Consider the following 16095-nt stretch of genomic DNA (forward strand, 5'->3'; position numbering starts at 1 on the left):
ACACCCGGGTGTCAGGCATCTTGAGATCCGGGTGTCGGTATGCCTGAGATCCGGGTGTCGGGATGTACAATACCCGGGTCTCAGGCGAGTGATTTATTATTGATTTAGCAATAGCATTGTTTCTATGTATTCCCGGGTATTACTTAATCTGGGAATTTTATGTTGTCCCCCCAATTTTCCTTTTTGGGCTAACCAGTCATGGAACAATCCCTGACGGGCAACGATCACCTCCAACGGTTGCAATGCAATATCTTTCCAGCGTTTTGCTTCATAATCGGAATTAACCTCCTTCAGAGTCGCATCTAATATCGCTGCGAATTTCTCAACCGAATCAGGCATTTTGGCAAACTCAATCAGCCACTGGTGACGGCATTTGGCGTTTTGGTCCATAAATACCGGTGCGGCAGAATATTCGCTGACCTGTGCTCCGGTTTCCGCACAAGCCTTAGCCAGTCCTTTCTCGGCATTATCGACAATAAGTTCTTCACCGAATGCATTAATAAAATGCTTCGTTCTTCCTGTGATAACAAATTTATAAGGATTTTTGCTGGTGAATTTCACCGTGTCGCCAATCATATATCTCCATAAACCGCAAGAAGTAGAAATCACCATAGCATAATTTTTGCCTAATTCTACTTCCTCAAGACAATACGCCTGCGGATTTTCTTTTCCCACTTCTTCCAATGGAACAAACTCATAAAAGATTCCGTAATCAATCATCAGCAGCATGGCAGGATCAGAAAGATCGTTTTGAGTGCCGAAGTATCCTTCGGAAGCGTTATACGTCTCTACATAATGCATATTCGGTGAATGTATCACCTGCTTGTATTGTTCACGGTAAGGTGTGAAGGCTACTCCGCCATGGAAAAATACTTCCAAATTCGGCCATACCTCTTCTAAAGTCTGTTTCCCGGTTTTTTCAAGAATTCGTTTGATAAGCACCAGCATCCAAGACGGAACACCGGAAAGGTTAGTTACATTTGCCGGAATCGTACTGTTGGCAATTGCTTCTATCTTTGTTTCCCATTCGCTCATCAATGCAATCTTTTTGCTTGGAACACGAATGAAATTAACAAGCGGATTTACATTTTGAATCAAGATGGCCGACAAATCTCCGACCAGACTGTGGTTGGAATTCAGATTCGGGCTGTGGCTGCCTCCCAGTATCAGTCCTTTCCCGGAGAAAAAATGACTGTCCGGATTGATACGGAAATAAAGGGCTACCGCATCTTTTCCTCCCCTGTAATGAATATCCTCCAATGCTTCCTTGCTGACAGGAAGAAATTTACTTTTGTCATTCGTCGTTCCGGATGATTTGGCAAACCAGCGTATCTCTGATGGCCAAAGCAGATTCTGTTCTCCCGCCCGTAAACGCTCCACGTATGGTTTTATTTCTTCGTATGTCTGAATGGGGAGACGTTTTCTGAAATCTTCATAGCTGCGGATGGAGGAGTAGTCGTACTTTTTCCCCCATTCAGTCTGGGAAGCCTGTTGCACTAAACGATTTAATACACGGTGTTGTATCTCGCTGGCTTCACTGGCATATAAATCTATTTGTTTTAAACGGGAGTCGAAAGTCTTGCTGATAATTTTTGTAATATTCATTTCTGCTTTAACATGATAATGTTTATTCGTGCAAAAGTAACCTTATTTATCTTTTTTTTCTATCTTTACGACGGAAATAATCGTTAAAATCTTCGAGTTTCACTAAATCTCCGAGTTTTTGACTAATAAATAAGACAATGAGAATTGGAATCTTAACCTCCGGTGGGGACTGTCCCGGTATTAATGCCACCATTCGTGGCGTGTGCAAGACTGCCATCAATTATTATGGGATGGAAGTGATAGGTATTCATAGTGGTTTTCAAGGGTTGTTGACTAAAGATGTGGAATCTTTTACGGATAAATCTCTCTCCGGGTTACTGAATCTTGGAGGAACCATGTTGGGTACTTCCCGCGAAAAGCCATTCAAAAAAGGAGGTGTTGTATCCGATGTGGACAAGCCTGCCCTGATTCTTCAGAATATTCGTGAAATGGGACTGGATTGTGTTGTCTGTATTGGAGGAAACGGAACGCAAAAGACCGCTGCCAAATTTGCTGCGATGGGGGTGAATATTGTTTCTGTTCCTAAAACGATTGACAATGACATTTGGGGAACGGATATTTCTTTCGGGTTCGATTCGGCCGTAAGCATTGCTACCGATGCTATTGACCGCCTGCATTCTACTGCCAGTTCCCACAAAAGAGTGATGGTTATTGAAGTAATGGGGCATAAGGCAGGTTGGATTGCTTTATATTCCGGCATGGCAGGTGGAGGAGATGTGATTCTTGTTCCCGAAATTCCTTATAGTATTAAGAATATCGGCAATACGATTTTGGAGAGACTGAAAAAAGGAAAACCTTATTCTATCGTGGTGGTGGCCGAAGGGATTCAGACAGACGGCCGTAAGCGTGCCGCAGAATATATCGCTCAAGAGATTGAGTATGAGACCGGTATCGAAACCCGTGAAACGGTACTGGGGTATATTCAGCGTGGTGGTTCACCTACTCCTTTCGACCGTAATCTCTCTACGCGGATGGGTGGTCATGCAACAGAATTGATTGCCAATGGAGAATTCGGACGTATGGTAGCTTTGAAAGGAGATGGTATATCGTCTATTCCTCTCTCTGAAGTAGCCGGGAAATTAAAATTAGTTACAGAAGATCATGATCTGGTGATTCAAGGTCGTCGCATGGGAATTTGCTTTGGATAGCTTCATCGACTGTTGCCATGAATACAGGATCTTTTACCTTTTTGATTGCCATTTGGGCGGCGTTTTGTTGAGACTCTTTTTTGGAATATCCGATTCCGGTTCCGGCAGGAAATCCTTCGATCCGTACCTCAGTCTGAAATACAGGATTACTGTCCCGGTCGAGGAATTGTTCGATTAGTTCAAAAGAGACTTCCATCTTGTTCTTTTGGCTCCACTCAATCAATTTGGATTTGAAGTTTACTTCTTTACGGGATAAAATGTCCAGATCAATGTAACGGTTGATGATTCGTTCCTCCATAAACTGCTTGCAGCGTTCATATCCTTGATCCAGATAGATAGCCCCGATAAATGCTTCGAAAGCATTTCCGTACATATAACTGTTGTGAGAAGACGAACGGGTGGAATACTTTATGAGTTTATCCAGTCCGATTTCTACGGCTAACTTGTTCAAGGTTTCCCGTTGTACGATCTTGGAACGCGTGTTTGTAAGAAATCCTTCCCGCTTTCCTTCAAAATGCTTGTAGACGATGTCGCCTACGATAGCGTCAAGGATGGCATCCCCCAAAAACTCCAGTCGCTCATTATTCAACGGACGCCCTTTTTCCGAACGGAGGGAGGTTGATTTATGCAGGAGAGCCTGCTCATAAAGCTGAATATTGCGTGGATAGAACCCGAGTATCCGGTAAAAACAAAGATAAGACTCTCTATCCTTGCGGAATAGGAGCCTTATCTTATCTATTTTGTTACGTAACACGATATTACTCAGCGTATTTCTTGAAGATAACGCACGCATTATGACCGCCAAATCCGAATGTATTGGACAAGGCAACATTAACTTCGCGTTTTTGTGCTTTATTGAACGTGAAATTAAGGTTATAGTCAATATTCTCGTCGTTGTCACCTTCTTCGTGGTTGATAGTCGGAGGAACAATGCCGTTCTTGATGGCAAGAATACTTGCAATAGATTCTACCGCACCGGCAGCACCCAACAAGTGACCTGTCATTGATTTCGTTGAACTGATGTTCAATTCAAAGGCATGATCGCCGAATACTTCCTTGATTGCTTTTGCTTCTGAAATATCACCTACCGGAGTAGATGTACCATGCACATTAATGTAGTCTACTTCTTTCGGATCCATTCCTGCATCTTCCAATGCATTCTTCATCACCAGTTTAGCTCCAAGACCCTCCGGATGAGAAGCAGTCAAGTGATGTGCATCTGCAGACATACCTACACCGGCAACTTCTGCATAAATTTTTGCACCGCGAGCTTTAGCGTGTTCCAGTTCTTCCAGAATCAGGCAACCGCCACCTTCGCCCATGATGAAGCCGTCACGGCTTGCGCTAAACGGACGTGAAGCTTTAGAAGCTTCGTCGTTGCGGGTTGACAATGCATGCATAGCGTTAAAACCGCCTACGCCTGCCGGGAAGATAGCTGCTTCCGAACCACCGGATACAATTACATTTGCTTTGCCCAAACGAATCAGATTGAAAGCATCTGCAATGGCATTGGTAGAAGTAGCGCATGCTGAACAAGTCGCATAGTTAGGACCGTGGAAACCATACATGATGGAAATCTGTCCGGCAGCAATATCCGAGATCATCTTGGGAATGAAGAACGGATTGAATTTCGGACCCATTTCCTGACGGGTATAGTAGTTGCCCACTTCCTCTTCAAATGTATGTATACCACCAATACCGGCACCAAAGATAACGCCGATTTTGTTTAAGTCTTCTTTTTCTATGTCAAGACCAGAATCTTCTACCGCTTCCTTGGCTACAACGATGGCATATTGAGTATACAAATCCATCTTTCTTGCTTCCTTGCGGTCGATGTATTTTGTTGCATCGAAGTTTTTCACCTCACATGCGAATTGGGTCTTGAATAGCGACGCATCAAAATGAGTAATAGGTCCTGCTCCACTAACCCCGTTCACGATGTTTTCCCAAAATTCAGGAACGCTGTTGCCAACGGGAGTAATGGCGCCAAGACCTGTTACTACCACTCTTTTTAATTCCATATTGATGAAATCGGATTACTTAGCGTGTTCTTCGATATAAGATACAGCATCACCTACAGTACCAATTTTTTCTGCTTGGTCATCAGGAATAGAGATACCGAATTCTTTTTCGAATTCCATGATAAGTTCTACAGTGTCAAGAGAATCTGCTCCCAGGTCGTTAGTGAAGCTTGCTTCGGTTGTAACTTCTGATTCTTCTACGCCTAATTTATCAACGATAATCGCTTTTACTCTTGATGCAATTTCAGACATAACTTTAAGTTTTTAATTAATAATTAGTTTTATTTCTTTAAATTTGCGGTGCAAAGGAATGAATATTTATCGTTTTGCGCAAATATTTGACTAAATAAATGCAAAGTTTTGCACATTTTTCACTGTTTTGTGCATTGAATTTGAGAGTTATGAAGAAAAACATCGCAATTTTTGCCTCCGGTTCCGGCTCTAATACAGAGAACATTATCCGGTATTTCCGAAAAAGCGAAGCCATTCAGGTTTCGTTGGTACTTTCAAACAGAAGTGATGCATACGTTTTGGAACGTGCACACCGTCTGGGAGTACCTTGTAACGTGTTTCCAAAGGAAGATTGGATGGCTGGAGATGAGATTCTGGCTGTTTTGCAGGAATATCACATTGATTTTGTGGTGTTGGCGGGTTTCTTGGTCCGGGTTCCGGATTTACTTTTGCATGCTTATCCCAATAAAATTATAAATATACATCCGGCTCTTTTGCCCAAGTTTGGAGGAAAGGGGATGTATGGCGACCGTGTTCATGAAGCGGTGGTGGCTGCGGGCGAGAAAGAAAGCGGCATTACTATACATTATATAAATGAACATTATGATGAAGGAAACACTGTTTTTCAAACTGCTTGCCCGGTGCTTCCGACCGACTCTCCTGAGGATGTAGCCAAGAAAGTACATGCTTTGGAGTATGAACATTTCCCCCGTATTATAGAGAGAGTATTGTGTGGAGAATAAGACGTAGGAGATGGTACGCCTTATTCTTTATATTTAATTATATAAGCTTGCTCTTCTCTTCTTAATGGATAGTCTCCACGTAAGGTTTCGAATAGCTCTGGTTGATTTTTTAACCGGTCGCTGTCTTCAGCCGGATTATATATTTGGAGAAGTGCATTTTCGTAGTTTTCTGCATGGATGACAGGAGAATCCGGTATCGGTGCATGAATTTCATAATCCCCCTCTATCCGGAAGAATCTGCAGATAGCATCTAAAGACATACGTGTTGCGTTTGCTTTCCCGTCAGCAGAATATCCGGCAATGTGTGGAGTGCCTATGATGACCTTCTTGAGCAGTTCGAGATTGATTTCCGGTTCGTGTTCCCATACATCAATGATGGCATCCGAAATCGATTTATTGTCCAATGCTTCCAGAAGAGCTCCCGTTTCAATGACTTCTCCCCGAGAGGTGTTGATGATGACGGGCTTGCGTTTTAGTGAGCGGAAGAAATTTGTATCTGCCAGATGAAAGGTTCTGTATTTCCCTTCTTTATATAAAGGTACGTGAAAGGTGATGATGTCGCACTCTTCAGCTATTTCATTTAAAGAGGTAAAGAAACGATTCCCTTCTTTCTCTTCCCGAGGCAGGTCGTTCAATAGGACCCGCATCCCAAAGTCTTTTGCTACTTTTGCTACCTTACTTCCTACATTTCCAACACCTATGATACCGATAGTCAGTCCCTCCAGCTTTTTGTTTCTCATAGATTTCCATACCAGAAGCGAAGCTTGTACGTATTGCGCGACGGAAGCTGAGTTGCATCCCGGTGCATTAGTCCATTCTATGCCTGCTTGTTTGCAATATTCCGTGTCGATATGGTCGAAGCCAATCGTAGCTGTCGCTATGAACTTTACCCGGCTTCCTTCTAATAATTCACGGTTGCAATGTGTACGGGTACGGACAATAAGCGCATCCGCATCCCGTACCAGTTCCGGTGTAAAATCCTTTCCGGGAGCGTAAACTACTTCATCTGCTATACTCTGGACGGCTTCTTTTATATAAGGTATCTTGTTGTCTATAATGATTTTCATATACAATTTATCTTTGGTATCCACAAAGGTACTAAATAAAAAAGTAAGAAAGGGTTGCTTGTCTGAGAAATATTACATAGATTTGCCCTATTATATATCTAATAGCTAGTTAAGATTATGACATTTAGTAACCTTTGCAACGAGATTTTTTGGAAATCGACTAATGATTACCATGTAACGGATAGTGTAGACGCTCAGATGAACAATCCTTACGAGTTGAAGTCGATTGAGTATTATTTATATTTGAAAAATTGGATAGATGCCGTTCAGTGGCATTTCGAAGATATCATCCGTGATCCCCAGATTGATCCGGCGGCTGCTTTGACTTTGAAGAGAAGAATCGATAAGTCCAATCAGGATCGTACGGACCTGGTAGAGTTGATTGATAGTTACTTCCTTGACAAATACAAAGAGGTAATCCCCCTTGACAATGCGACAATCAATACGGAAAGCCCGGCATGGGCTATAGACCGCTTGTCTATCCTTGCTTTGAAAATCTACCACATGCAGCAAGAGGTGGAACGTACGGATACTAGCGAAGAACATCGTACACAATGCCAGACCAAACTGAATGTTTTGTTAGAGCAACGCAGGGATCTTTCGTCGGCTATTGATCAGTTATTGGCTGACATCGAAGCCGGAAAGAAATATATGAAAGTATATAAACAGATGAAGATGTATAACGACCCGGCATTGAATCCGGTGCTTTATGCAAAGAAATAACGAATGGCGCGTATTCTCATTATCCGTTTTTCGGCTCTTGGTGATGTCGCAATGACAGTGCCCGTAATACATTCGCTGGCAGTGCAATATCCCCAGCATGAGATAACTGTACTGAGCCGTTCCGTGTGGCAACCGCTTTTTCAGGAATTGCCGGAGAATGTAAGTTTTGTAGGAGCAGATCTGACAGGCAAGCATAAAGGCTTTTGGGGATTGAACAGCCTTTACTCGGAGTTGAAAGCAATGCGGTTTGACTATGTGGCGGACTTTCATCATGTGCTCCGTTCCAGATATTTATGTTTGCGGTTTCGGCTTGCTAATGTACCGGTGGCTTCTATCTGTAAAGGGCGGGCAGGTAAACAGAAACTGGTTCGCCGCCACCATAAGGTGATGGAGAACCAGAAAAGTTCTTTTCGCCGTTATGCGGATGTGTTGGAAAAGCTGGGACTTCCGGTTCTGCTAAACTTTTCTTCTATTTATGGTGAAGGAAAAGGAAATTTTGCAGAGATAGAGCTTGTAACCGGTCCAAAAGGGAGACAGAAATGGATTGGCATTGCTCCTTTTGCCAAACATACCGGCAAGATTTATCCGTTGGAACTGCAGGAGCAGGTCGTTGCCCATTTTGCGGCAGATCCTACGGTGAAGGTCTTTCTGTTCGGAGGAGGCAAGAAAGAGCAGGAAGTGTTTGATGCTTGGATAGCCAAATATCCCTCCATCGTATCTATGATCGGTAAGTTGAATATGCGTACCGAGTTAAATCTGATGAGCCATTTGGATGTAATGCTTTCAATGGACTCTGCCAATATGCATCTGGCGTCGCTGGTCAATATACCTGTCGTCTCTATTTGGGGGGCTACCCATCCATACGCCGGGTTTATGGGGTGGAAACAATTACCCATTAATACGGTACAGCTGGATTTGCCTTGCCGACCTTGTTCGGTTTACGGGCAAAAGCCTTGTTGGAGGGGAGATTATGCTTGTCTGAAAAATATTACTCCTGAACAGGTGATAGAGAAAATAGAGGCGATTGTAGGTTAATTGCTTTTCTTGAATAAAAATAAAACTAGAGGCAATAAAAGTATGATATGTTGAATGAAAACTTTTTAAAAGAAGAAAATATCTCCGGATATTTGGTGTCGAAAGAAATGAAGGAGGTTTGGGCTTGTGAACTGGATATGTTGGAACGTTTACTTGCTGTTTGCCTGAAATATGATTTGAAGTGTTGGGCCGACTCCGGAACTCTGATTGGTGCTGTTCGGCATAAAGGGTTTATCCCTTGGGATGATGATATTGATATGGTAATGTTTAGGGATGATTATGATAAGCTTGTAAAAGTTGCCGATAAAGAATTTACATATCCTTATTTCTTTCAGACGATTTATTCAGATGAATATTATGGCAATCGTCATGCTCAAATACGAAATAGTGAGACAGCTGCTATTGCGAATCCTAAATCTCGTTTTAATCAAGGTGTATTTATTGACATATTTGTATTGGATGGAGTCCCCGATGTGCCCCGGACTTTACAGAAACATCTACGTAAAGTGAAAGTATACAAGCAACTGTTGAAGTCTGTGTCTAAATTAATATCTCATTTCCCGAAAACTTTATATCGAAAATGTCGTTGGGATAAGATGCTTTACGCTAGATATGAAGAGGTCTTACGAAGTGCCCCTGTGTCTGAAACGGAATTAGTGTCTACATTGTCATTAAATTATAAAACGAGGATAAAAAATCGTTCATGCTATGATAGAACTGAATATATGGATTTTGAGAATCTAAAAATACCCGTACCAAGTGGATATGATCAGATTCTGAAAATTGATTTTGGTGATTATATGACTCCTGTTCATCAACCGACATTGCATGGAAAATTACATTTTGATACTAAACGGAGTTATAAAGAAGTACTGAATTTTTAAAACAGGACATGGATGAATAAGAAATATGATTACTTGGTGGTAGGCGCAGGACTGTTTGGCTCTGTATTTGCACATCAGATGACGAATGCTGGTAAACGTTGTTTGGTAATTGATAAACGTAGTCATATAGGTGGAAATATTTATTGCGAGAATGTGGATGGCATTCATGTGCATCAATATGGAGCTCATATATTTCATACGGGCAATAAGCAAGTTTGGGATTATGTAAACCGTTTTGTTGTCTTTAATCGCTATACTAACTCTCCATTAGCAAATTATAAAGGTGAATTATATAATCTGCCTTTTAATATGAATACTTTTAATAAGTTATGGAGCGTTAATACTCCTCAAGAGGCGAAAGCCAAGATTGAAGAGCAACGTAAAGAGTATGCATATATAAAATCTCCGGCCAATTTGGAAGAACAGGCTTTGACGCTTTGTGGAAAAGATATTTATCAGAAATTGATAAAAGGTTATACAGAAAAACAATGGGGACGTCCGGCAACGGAACTTCCTGCCTTTATTATCAGGAGGCTTCCTTTCCGTTTTACTTATGATAATAATTACTTCAATGATGAATATCAGGGAATTCCCAAAGGAGGATATAATGAATTGATAAATAGGTTGCTTGAAAATGTTGAGATACGTTTAAATACGAATTATTTTTCTGCCCGTAAAGAATTGGATAAATTGGCTGATAAAATCTTATTTACCGGCTGTATAGATGAATTTTACGATTATCGTTTTGGGCGTTTAGAGTATCGTAGTCTTCGTTTTGAACATGAACGTCTTGAAATTGATAATTATCAGGGTAATGCTGTCGTAAATTATTGTGAAAGAGAGATTCCTTATACTCGTATTATTGAGCACAAACATTTTGAGTTTGGTACGCAATCTTGTACGGTGATTACCCGTGAATATCCTGCGGCTTTTACTGCTGAAAACGAACCCTATTATCCAGTGAATGATGATACTAATATGACGCTTTTAAAGAAATATAAAGATTTGGCGAATACTACGGCGAATGTTTTGTTTGGCGGGCGTTTGGCTCAATATGCTTATTTTGATATGGATGACACGGTGGAGGCTGTATTGGCTTTGGTTAACAATGAATTAAGAAAATAAATTATGATTTGCTATTTGTCAAGAAATTATAAAGGTGTAAGTGGCGCCGGTAATAAAGCGAAAACGGACATTGAACAGATTATGGAACTGCATGGCTTTCACAATGTCGGATTGAAGCAGGCACGCTATACTCATACAGTTGTAGCTTTTTGTTATACTTTATTTAGTGTTGTAAAGAGCGCTTTTTGTTTGAGAAAGGGAGATGTTCTAATTTTACAGTACCCATTGAAGAAGTATTATACTTTCGTATGTAATGTGGCTCATTGGCGTGGATGCAAAGTGGTTACATTGATTCATGATCTGGGCTGTTTCCGAAGTAAGAGACTGACTGTCTCACAGGAAATATCAAGATTGAATCATTCGGATAGCATCATTGTGCATAGTGAAGCGATGAAAGAGTGGTTAGAAAAAAAGGGGATTAAGGCGAAATTGCAGATACTGGAAATCTTTGATTATTTATCGGCAAATCGTCAAGGAACAGAAATAAAATCTCTTGGTCTTGGGCCTGGTCGTCCGTATCGTGTGATGTTTGCGGGTGTCTTGGCCTCCTGCCATAATGATTTTTTATATCAGATGGCTAATGCGCCTCGTTCTTATGAGTTGATATTCTATGGAAGTGGCTTTGAACCGGACAGATTACACGCAGAAGTGAATTTTAAAGGGTTTGTATCCTCTGATGATTTGATTGCAACAGCGGAAGGTGATTTTGGAATCGTATGGTACGGACCGGCTTTGGAGGGAGGAAAAGGTCCTTTGGGAGAGTATTTGCAATATAATGCCCCTCATAAAATGTCTCTTTATATACGTTGTGGGCTTCCTGTTATAATATGGGAAAAAGCAGGACTATCATCTTTTGTAAGGGATAATAAGATAGGAATATGTATTTCTTCTTTAGAAGAATTGGAAGATGTTTTTACTCGGATGACGGTGGAAGAATATCAGGAAATGAAACGAAACGTAAAAAAAATCGATGATAGGCTTAGCCGGGGATTTTATACATTTGAGGCAATAAAACGAGCTTGTGCAGATTTAGATATCTTTTTTTAAGGATAAATCCCTAAAAAAAACTAACTTTGCCGATTATAATGGTGTGTCGTTTTTTACAGTTATGTATTTAGTACTTAGATGATATGAAGAATAAGTTTTTATATAAGTTGTGTAGCGGTAAAAATCCTAAGTTTGTTTATTATTCGGTGAACATGCTACGATTATTAGTGCCCACATGCTTCTTTAAAATGAGATTACGTTCTAAGTTACTGTCCGTTTCTCGTCGGAAAGATTATGAATACATAAAGCAGCGTGTAGATTATTATATTAAGTTATCAGCGGGAGTGAAACTACCTTTTTCTGCACCCCGTCTTGCAGAACATAAAATGGGTAAACAAAAAGTGTATTTTTTTGATACTTATCAATACACTCGTTGGTTCCCGAACTCTTTTCAGTGGGAATTTTGTCCAGGTGATGTAACTTATGTCCCAAAGTATCCTTCAATTGTAAAAAGCCGTCCATTGATGAGCGATAATGAAAATTCTGTTATTCTGAAATTAGACAAGGTACGGCACTTTATTTTTGTCAATGATAAGAAAAAGTTTGCAGAAAAGAAGGATATGATTATTTTCCGTGGAAAAGTGAAGGGAAAGCCTTCCCGAAAGAAATTTATGGAGATGTATTTCGGGAATCCGATGTGTGATTTGGGGGATGTGAGTAAGAATACGCCTGATCCCGTAGCGTGGCAAACTGAGAAAAAAACAATTCGCGAACATTTGAACTACAAATTTATTATGGCACTTGAAGGGAATGATGTTGCTAGTAATTTGAAGTGGGTGATGTCTTCTAATTCTATTGCGATAATGCCTCGACCAACTTGTGAGACTTGGTTCATGGAAGGAATGTTAATTCCTGATTATCATTATATTGAAATCAAACCTGATTTCTCTGATTTAGAAGAGAAAGCTAATTATTATATAAAACATATAGATAAGGCACAGGAAATTATAAATCATGCTCATGAATATGTTGCTCAGTTTAAGGATAGAAATCGAGAGGAATTGATTTCTCTTCTTGTATTGGACAAGTATTTTAGGGTAACAGGACAGATAAAAGATGAAATATGAAAATAGTAGTGAATCCTACATACGAGCATTTGCGCAAGTTTATAGAGAGTGTTCCTGATACTTTTGAGCGGGAAGGGCGAATCATCTACTCCGGCAGGAATCTGATAAAAGTGATGGAAGTCGACGGGATAGAGATAAATGTGAAACGCTATGGAATTCCGGCTTTGGCTAACCGTATCGTCTATTCTTTTTTCCGTACTCCGAAGGGGAAGCGTGCCTTTGAGTATCCCCAGATGCTGCTTCAGAAAGGTGTTGAAACACCGGTTCCAATTGCTTATATTGAAGAACGGAAATGCGGGTTGATAAATTACTCTTACTTTATTAGTATGCAGTCACCCTATCAACGGAATTTCTATGAATTTGGAAATGCAGATGTCGAACGTTGTAAAGATGTCATTATCGCATTTGCACAATATACGGCCAATCTGCATCAGGCGGGTATTATGCATCGTGATTACTCACCGGGCAACATCCTGTTTGATCAGATCGACGGAGAATACCATTTCATGTTGGTCGATATTAATAGAATGACTTTTGGAGAGATCAGTGTCGATATGGGTTGCGCTAATTTTGCCCGGTTGTGGGGACAGAAAGCTTTTTTCGAAATGTTGGCTAAAGAATATGCGAAAGCCCGTCATGCTAATGAAGCCCATTGTGTAGAACGTGTTTTGGCATGTCGGAAGAAATTCTGGACTTATTTTGCGAAGAAACATATAGTAAAATATAAATTGGAACTATAGAATTATGCGTATTGTTCTGTTTTGCGAAAACAAATATGCTATTGATATATTGTATCCCATTTATCAGGAAGCATTGAAGTCGGAAGATAACCAACTGTTGTGGTATATTCATCTTCCGAAGATTCCGGTATTCCCTTTACAGAAAGAAGTTACCTATACGCATTCTATACAGGAAGTTTATGATTTCTCTCCGGAAGCAATATTTGTTCCGGGCAATATTGTTCCATATTATCTGCCAGGAGTAAAGGTGCAGGTTTTTCACGGATATGCTGCAGAGAAGAAAGATCATTGGGTGATCCGCCGGTATTTTGATACCTATTTTACGCAAGGCCCTTTCTTTACTAAGAAGTTTAAAGAACTGGCGGTAAAGTATGGTGATTTTGAAGTGGTGGAGACAGGATGGCCCAAACAGGATTGGATTAAAACCCATTGGCATGATTTTGATCAGGAACGGGAGAAGTTATTGAGAGAGCATGGTAAAAAGCAGATAGTGCTGTATGCGCCGACGTTTTCACCATCTTTAACATCTCTTCCTGCATTAAAAGAAGCTTTGTTGCATTTAGTAAAGATGAGGGACATTGTATTGCTTCTGAAATTTCATCCGTTGACACGGAAGGAATGGATTGATGAATACAAGCAACTAGCGGAACAAGAAGAACATATTGTATGGGTAGATGGTTTTAACGTCACGAAATATCAGTTGATGTCGGATGTGATGATAAGTGACACCTCTTCCACCGTTTATGAATTTCTTCTTTTAGGACGACCGGTCATTACCTATCGTACTATTGCAAAAGATGTTTATTGGACTAATATAACCGATGTCGCTCAGTTGATGGAAGCGTTTGAAAGAGCGCAATATAATGAAGAAGACATCGCCAAACGTCGTTGGATTGTAGATAATTACGATCCTTACTTGGATGGGAAAGTTTGCAGGCGAATGCTGGATGCAGTAGCCGATTATATTCATCGTCACGGAGTACCCGAAAAGCGTAAGCTTAACTTGTGGCGGAAATATACAAGCATAAAGAAATTTGGGAGAATAAAGAAGAGGTGAGAGAATAAATGTTAAATTTTTAATTGAGTGAAATATGAAGTCGTATGTTTTTCCTGGAAATATAGAAGACTCGATCCTCCAAATAGGAGGGAAGCCTTTTCCTTATATGCGCACAGCGCAATTCTCTGAGCTTGTGAAAGACTCGGAGAGAATGTTATTGCATCTGATAAACTGTCCGGAGGGACGTGTGATATTCTATACGGCCTCAGGAACAGGAGCGATGGATGCGGTGGTGACTAATTATGTCTCTCAATGTGAGAAAGCTTTTATTCTGGTAGGCGGATCGTTCGGACACCGTTGGAAGAGTCTTTGTGATTATTATCACTGTCCGAACGAAATATTTGAGGTTCCTTTTGCTCGTGACATAGACTATGCGCAACTGGAAGAACGGGTACGTACTTCTCGTCCTGATGTCTTTTTATGTCAACATCACGAGACCTCTACCGGACAACTTTATGATATGGAGAAGATTTCTGCTATCTGTAAGAAGTATGAGGTATCTTTGGTGGTAGATGCCATCAGTTCTTTCTTATCTGATACATTGGATATGTCTGGCTGGGGCATTGATATCTGTATCACAAGTAGCCAGAAAGGTTTGAACATAGCTCCGGGATTGTCATTCTTGTTTCTTTCTCCCCGAGTGCTTCAGACAGTTTTTTCGCATAAATCTTATTATTTTGATTTTGAAGAGAATCTGAAGAATTTAGAACGCGGTCAAACTCCTTATAGTCCTGCTACTACCTTATTCCTTCAGTTACATGCACGTTTGCAGAGTGATATGAAGATAGGTGTGGACAATATCATTGCATCCGTACGGGCGAAAGCTCTTTATTTCCGTGAACTATGTAAACAGAATAATTGGGAAGTACCGGCTGAAGTACCTTCAAATTGCATAACAGGTTTCTTTGTTCGGAAAAATGGTGATATTCTTTTTAAGGAATTGCTGAAACAGGAGATTTTTATTATGCCTGGAGGAACTCCGAACTATTTCCGTGTGTCCCATCTGGGTGTTCAGACTAATGAAGATCTGGATGATTTGGCAAGGAGAATTAAAGAAATAGAAAACCGATAAATCTATATAGTTATGAAAGAAAAGAAAGTTAGAGTATTTACATCCGGCAGTTTTGACTTGTTCCATATTGGCCATTTGAATATTTTGGAGAAGTCAGCCTTATTGGGTGATGAATTGATAGTAGGGGTAAGTACGGATGAACTGATACAGCACTATAAAGGAATGCCGCCGATTATTCCTTTTGAGCAACGTATACGGATTGTTTCGTCTATCAAATGCGTGACGAAAGTGGTGAAGCAGGTGAAATTGACAGAGATTGCTCAATTAGAGAGAGAAAATATTGATATTGTAACTATAGGAGATGATTGGAAAGACAAATATTTGGAAGGATTGGAATGGATAAAGCAGCAACCCGGGAAGAGAGTGGTATATTTTCCGTATACCCCCGGTGTTAGTACGACGGGTATTAAGAAGAGAATTATAGAGAGTACAAATGAGATTATTGCGGCTGCGTTGCAACGGGAGGTTGAGTTGGATTATAATTGGCCGGAAGATGAGAAAAAGTAACGAAAGTAGAATTTAAATCTTAA

Annotated in this window: 17 protein-coding genes; 12 read left to right on the forward strand and 5 right to left on the reverse strand. The window is 40.5% G+C overall.

Going from position 1 to position 16095, the window contains the following annotated elements; translation table 11 throughout:
• Window positions 1–96: 96 nt before the first annotated feature.
• Complete coding sequence (locus tag GD630_RS16775; protein WP_143867032.1) at window positions 97–1605, reverse strand: GH3 auxin-responsive promoter family protein; 1509 nt, start codon at window positions 1603–1605, stop codon at window positions 97–99.
• Between the two features lie 137 nt (window positions 1606–1742).
• Between GD630_RS16775 and GD630_RS16780 the strand changes: the two genes are divergently transcribed.
• Complete coding sequence (locus tag GD630_RS16780; protein WP_143867030.1) at window positions 1743–2753, forward strand: ATP-dependent 6-phosphofructokinase; 1011 nt, start codon at window positions 1743–1745, stop codon at window positions 2751–2753.
• Here GD630_RS16780 and rnc read toward each other — a convergent pair.
• Genes rnc through GD630_RS16795 form a run of 3 tightly spaced genes read right to left on the reverse strand, consistent with a single transcriptional unit; the run spans window position 2695 to window position 5026 of the window.
• Window positions 2695–3546: a ribonuclease III gene (gene rnc / locus GD630_RS16785; protein ID WP_143867144.1), complete on the reverse strand. Its 852-nt coding sequence runs from the start codon at window positions 3544–3546 to the stop codon at window positions 2695–2697. The genes GD630_RS16780 and rnc overlap by 59 nt on opposite strands.
• Window positions 3512–4774, reverse strand: a complete 1263-nt coding sequence (gene fabF / locus GD630_RS16790; RefSeq protein WP_007756352.1) for a beta-ketoacyl-ACP synthase II — start codon at window positions 4772–4774, stop codon at window positions 3512–3514. The genes rnc and fabF overlap by 35 nt, the downstream gene beginning before the upstream one ends.
• A gap of 15 nt (window positions 4775–4789) precedes the next feature.
• Window positions 4790–5026 carry an acyl carrier protein gene (locus GD630_RS16795; RefSeq protein WP_002558672.1) on the reverse strand — a complete coding sequence of 79 codons (237 nt, stop codon included), beginning with the start codon at window positions 5024–5026 and terminating at the stop codon, window positions 4790–4792.
• A gap of 98 nt (window positions 5027–5124) precedes the next feature.
• On the opposite strand from GD630_RS16795, the gene purN reads away from it, so the two are divergent.
• The gene (gene purN / locus GD630_RS16800) at window positions 5125–5748 is read left to right on the forward strand and encodes a phosphoribosylglycinamide formyltransferase (protein WP_143867028.1); all 624 of its coding nucleotides are present in this window, start codon (window positions 5125–5127) and stop codon (window positions 5746–5748) included.
• Window positions 5749–5768: 20 nt separating this feature from the next.
• Here the strand turns inward: purN and pdxB are convergent, their stop codons facing one another.
• Window positions 5769–6815 carry a 4-phosphoerythronate dehydrogenase PdxB gene (gene pdxB / locus GD630_RS16805; protein WP_143867026.1) on the reverse strand — a complete coding sequence of 349 codons (1047 nt, stop codon included), beginning with the start codon at window positions 6813–6815 and terminating at the stop codon, window positions 5769–5771.
• 117 nt (window positions 6816–6932) lie between these two features.
• Here pdxB and GD630_RS16810 point away from each other — a divergent pair, with 117 nt between their 5' ends.
• The 10 genes from GD630_RS16810 (at window position 6933) to GD630_RS16855 (ending at window position 16072) form a co-directional block, all read left to right on the forward strand.
• Window positions 6933–7538, forward strand: a complete 606-nt coding sequence (locus tag GD630_RS16810) for a DUF4254 domain-containing protein (RefSeq protein WP_143867024.1) — start codon at window positions 6933–6935, stop codon at window positions 7536–7538.
• Between the two features lie 3 nt (window positions 7539–7541).
• On the forward strand, window positions 7542–8573 hold the full coding sequence (locus GD630_RS16815) for a glycosyltransferase family 9 protein (RefSeq protein WP_143867023.1): 1032 nt from the start codon (window positions 7542–7544) through the stop codon (window positions 8571–8573).
• A gap of 47 nt (window positions 8574–8620) precedes the next feature.
• The gene (locus GD630_RS16820) at window positions 8621–9457 is read left to right on the forward strand and encodes a LicD family protein (RefSeq protein ID WP_143867021.1); all 837 of its coding nucleotides are present in this window, start codon (window positions 8621–8623) and stop codon (window positions 9455–9457) included.
• A 12-nt stretch (window positions 9458–9469) separates the two neighbouring features.
• Complete coding sequence (gene glf, locus GD630_RS16825; RefSeq protein WP_143867019.1) at window positions 9470–10582, forward strand: UDP-galactopyranose mutase; 1113 nt, start codon at window positions 9470–9472, stop codon at window positions 10580–10582.
• A gap of 390 nt (window positions 10583–10972) precedes the next feature.
• Entirely contained in the window at window positions 10973–11629 is a 657-nt protein-coding gene (locus GD630_RS21405; RefSeq protein ID WP_238482933.1) for a hypothetical protein, read from the forward strand.
• 83 nt (window positions 11630–11712) lie between these two features.
• Window positions 11713–12696: a glycosyl transferase family 90 gene (locus GD630_RS16835; RefSeq protein ID WP_143867015.1), complete on the forward strand. Its 984-nt coding sequence runs from the start codon at window positions 11713–11715 to the stop codon at window positions 12694–12696.
• Window positions 12693–13436 carry a lipopolysaccharide kinase InaA family protein gene (locus tag GD630_RS16840; protein WP_143867013.1) on the forward strand — a complete coding sequence of 248 codons (744 nt, stop codon included), beginning with the start codon at window positions 12693–12695 and terminating at the stop codon, window positions 13434–13436. Before GD630_RS16835 ends, GD630_RS16840 begins: the two co-directional genes overlap by 4 nt.
• 4 nt (window positions 13437–13440) lie before the next feature.
• A complete protein-coding gene (locus GD630_RS16845) occupies window positions 13441–14493 on the forward strand; it encodes a CDP-glycerol glycerophosphotransferase family protein (protein WP_143867011.1) in 1053 nt (350 codons plus the stop codon).
• A gap of 34 nt (window positions 14494–14527) precedes the next feature.
• A complete protein-coding gene (locus GD630_RS16850) occupies window positions 14528–15565 on the forward strand; it encodes a pyridoxal-phosphate-dependent aminotransferase family protein (protein WP_143867009.1) in 1038 nt (345 codons plus the stop codon).
• A 12-nt stretch (window positions 15566–15577) separates the two neighbouring features.
• Window positions 15578–16072 carry an adenylyltransferase/cytidyltransferase family protein gene (locus tag GD630_RS16855; RefSeq protein ID WP_143867007.1) on the forward strand — a complete coding sequence of 165 codons (495 nt, stop codon included), beginning with the start codon at window positions 15578–15580 and terminating at the stop codon, window positions 16070–16072.
• Window positions 16073–16095 lie beyond the last annotated feature (23 nt).

Source organism: Bacteroides zhangwenhongii, assembly GCF_009193325.2.
Lineage (GTDB): Bacteria > Bacteroidota > Bacteroidia > Bacteroidales > Bacteroidaceae > Bacteroides > Bacteroides zhangwenhongii.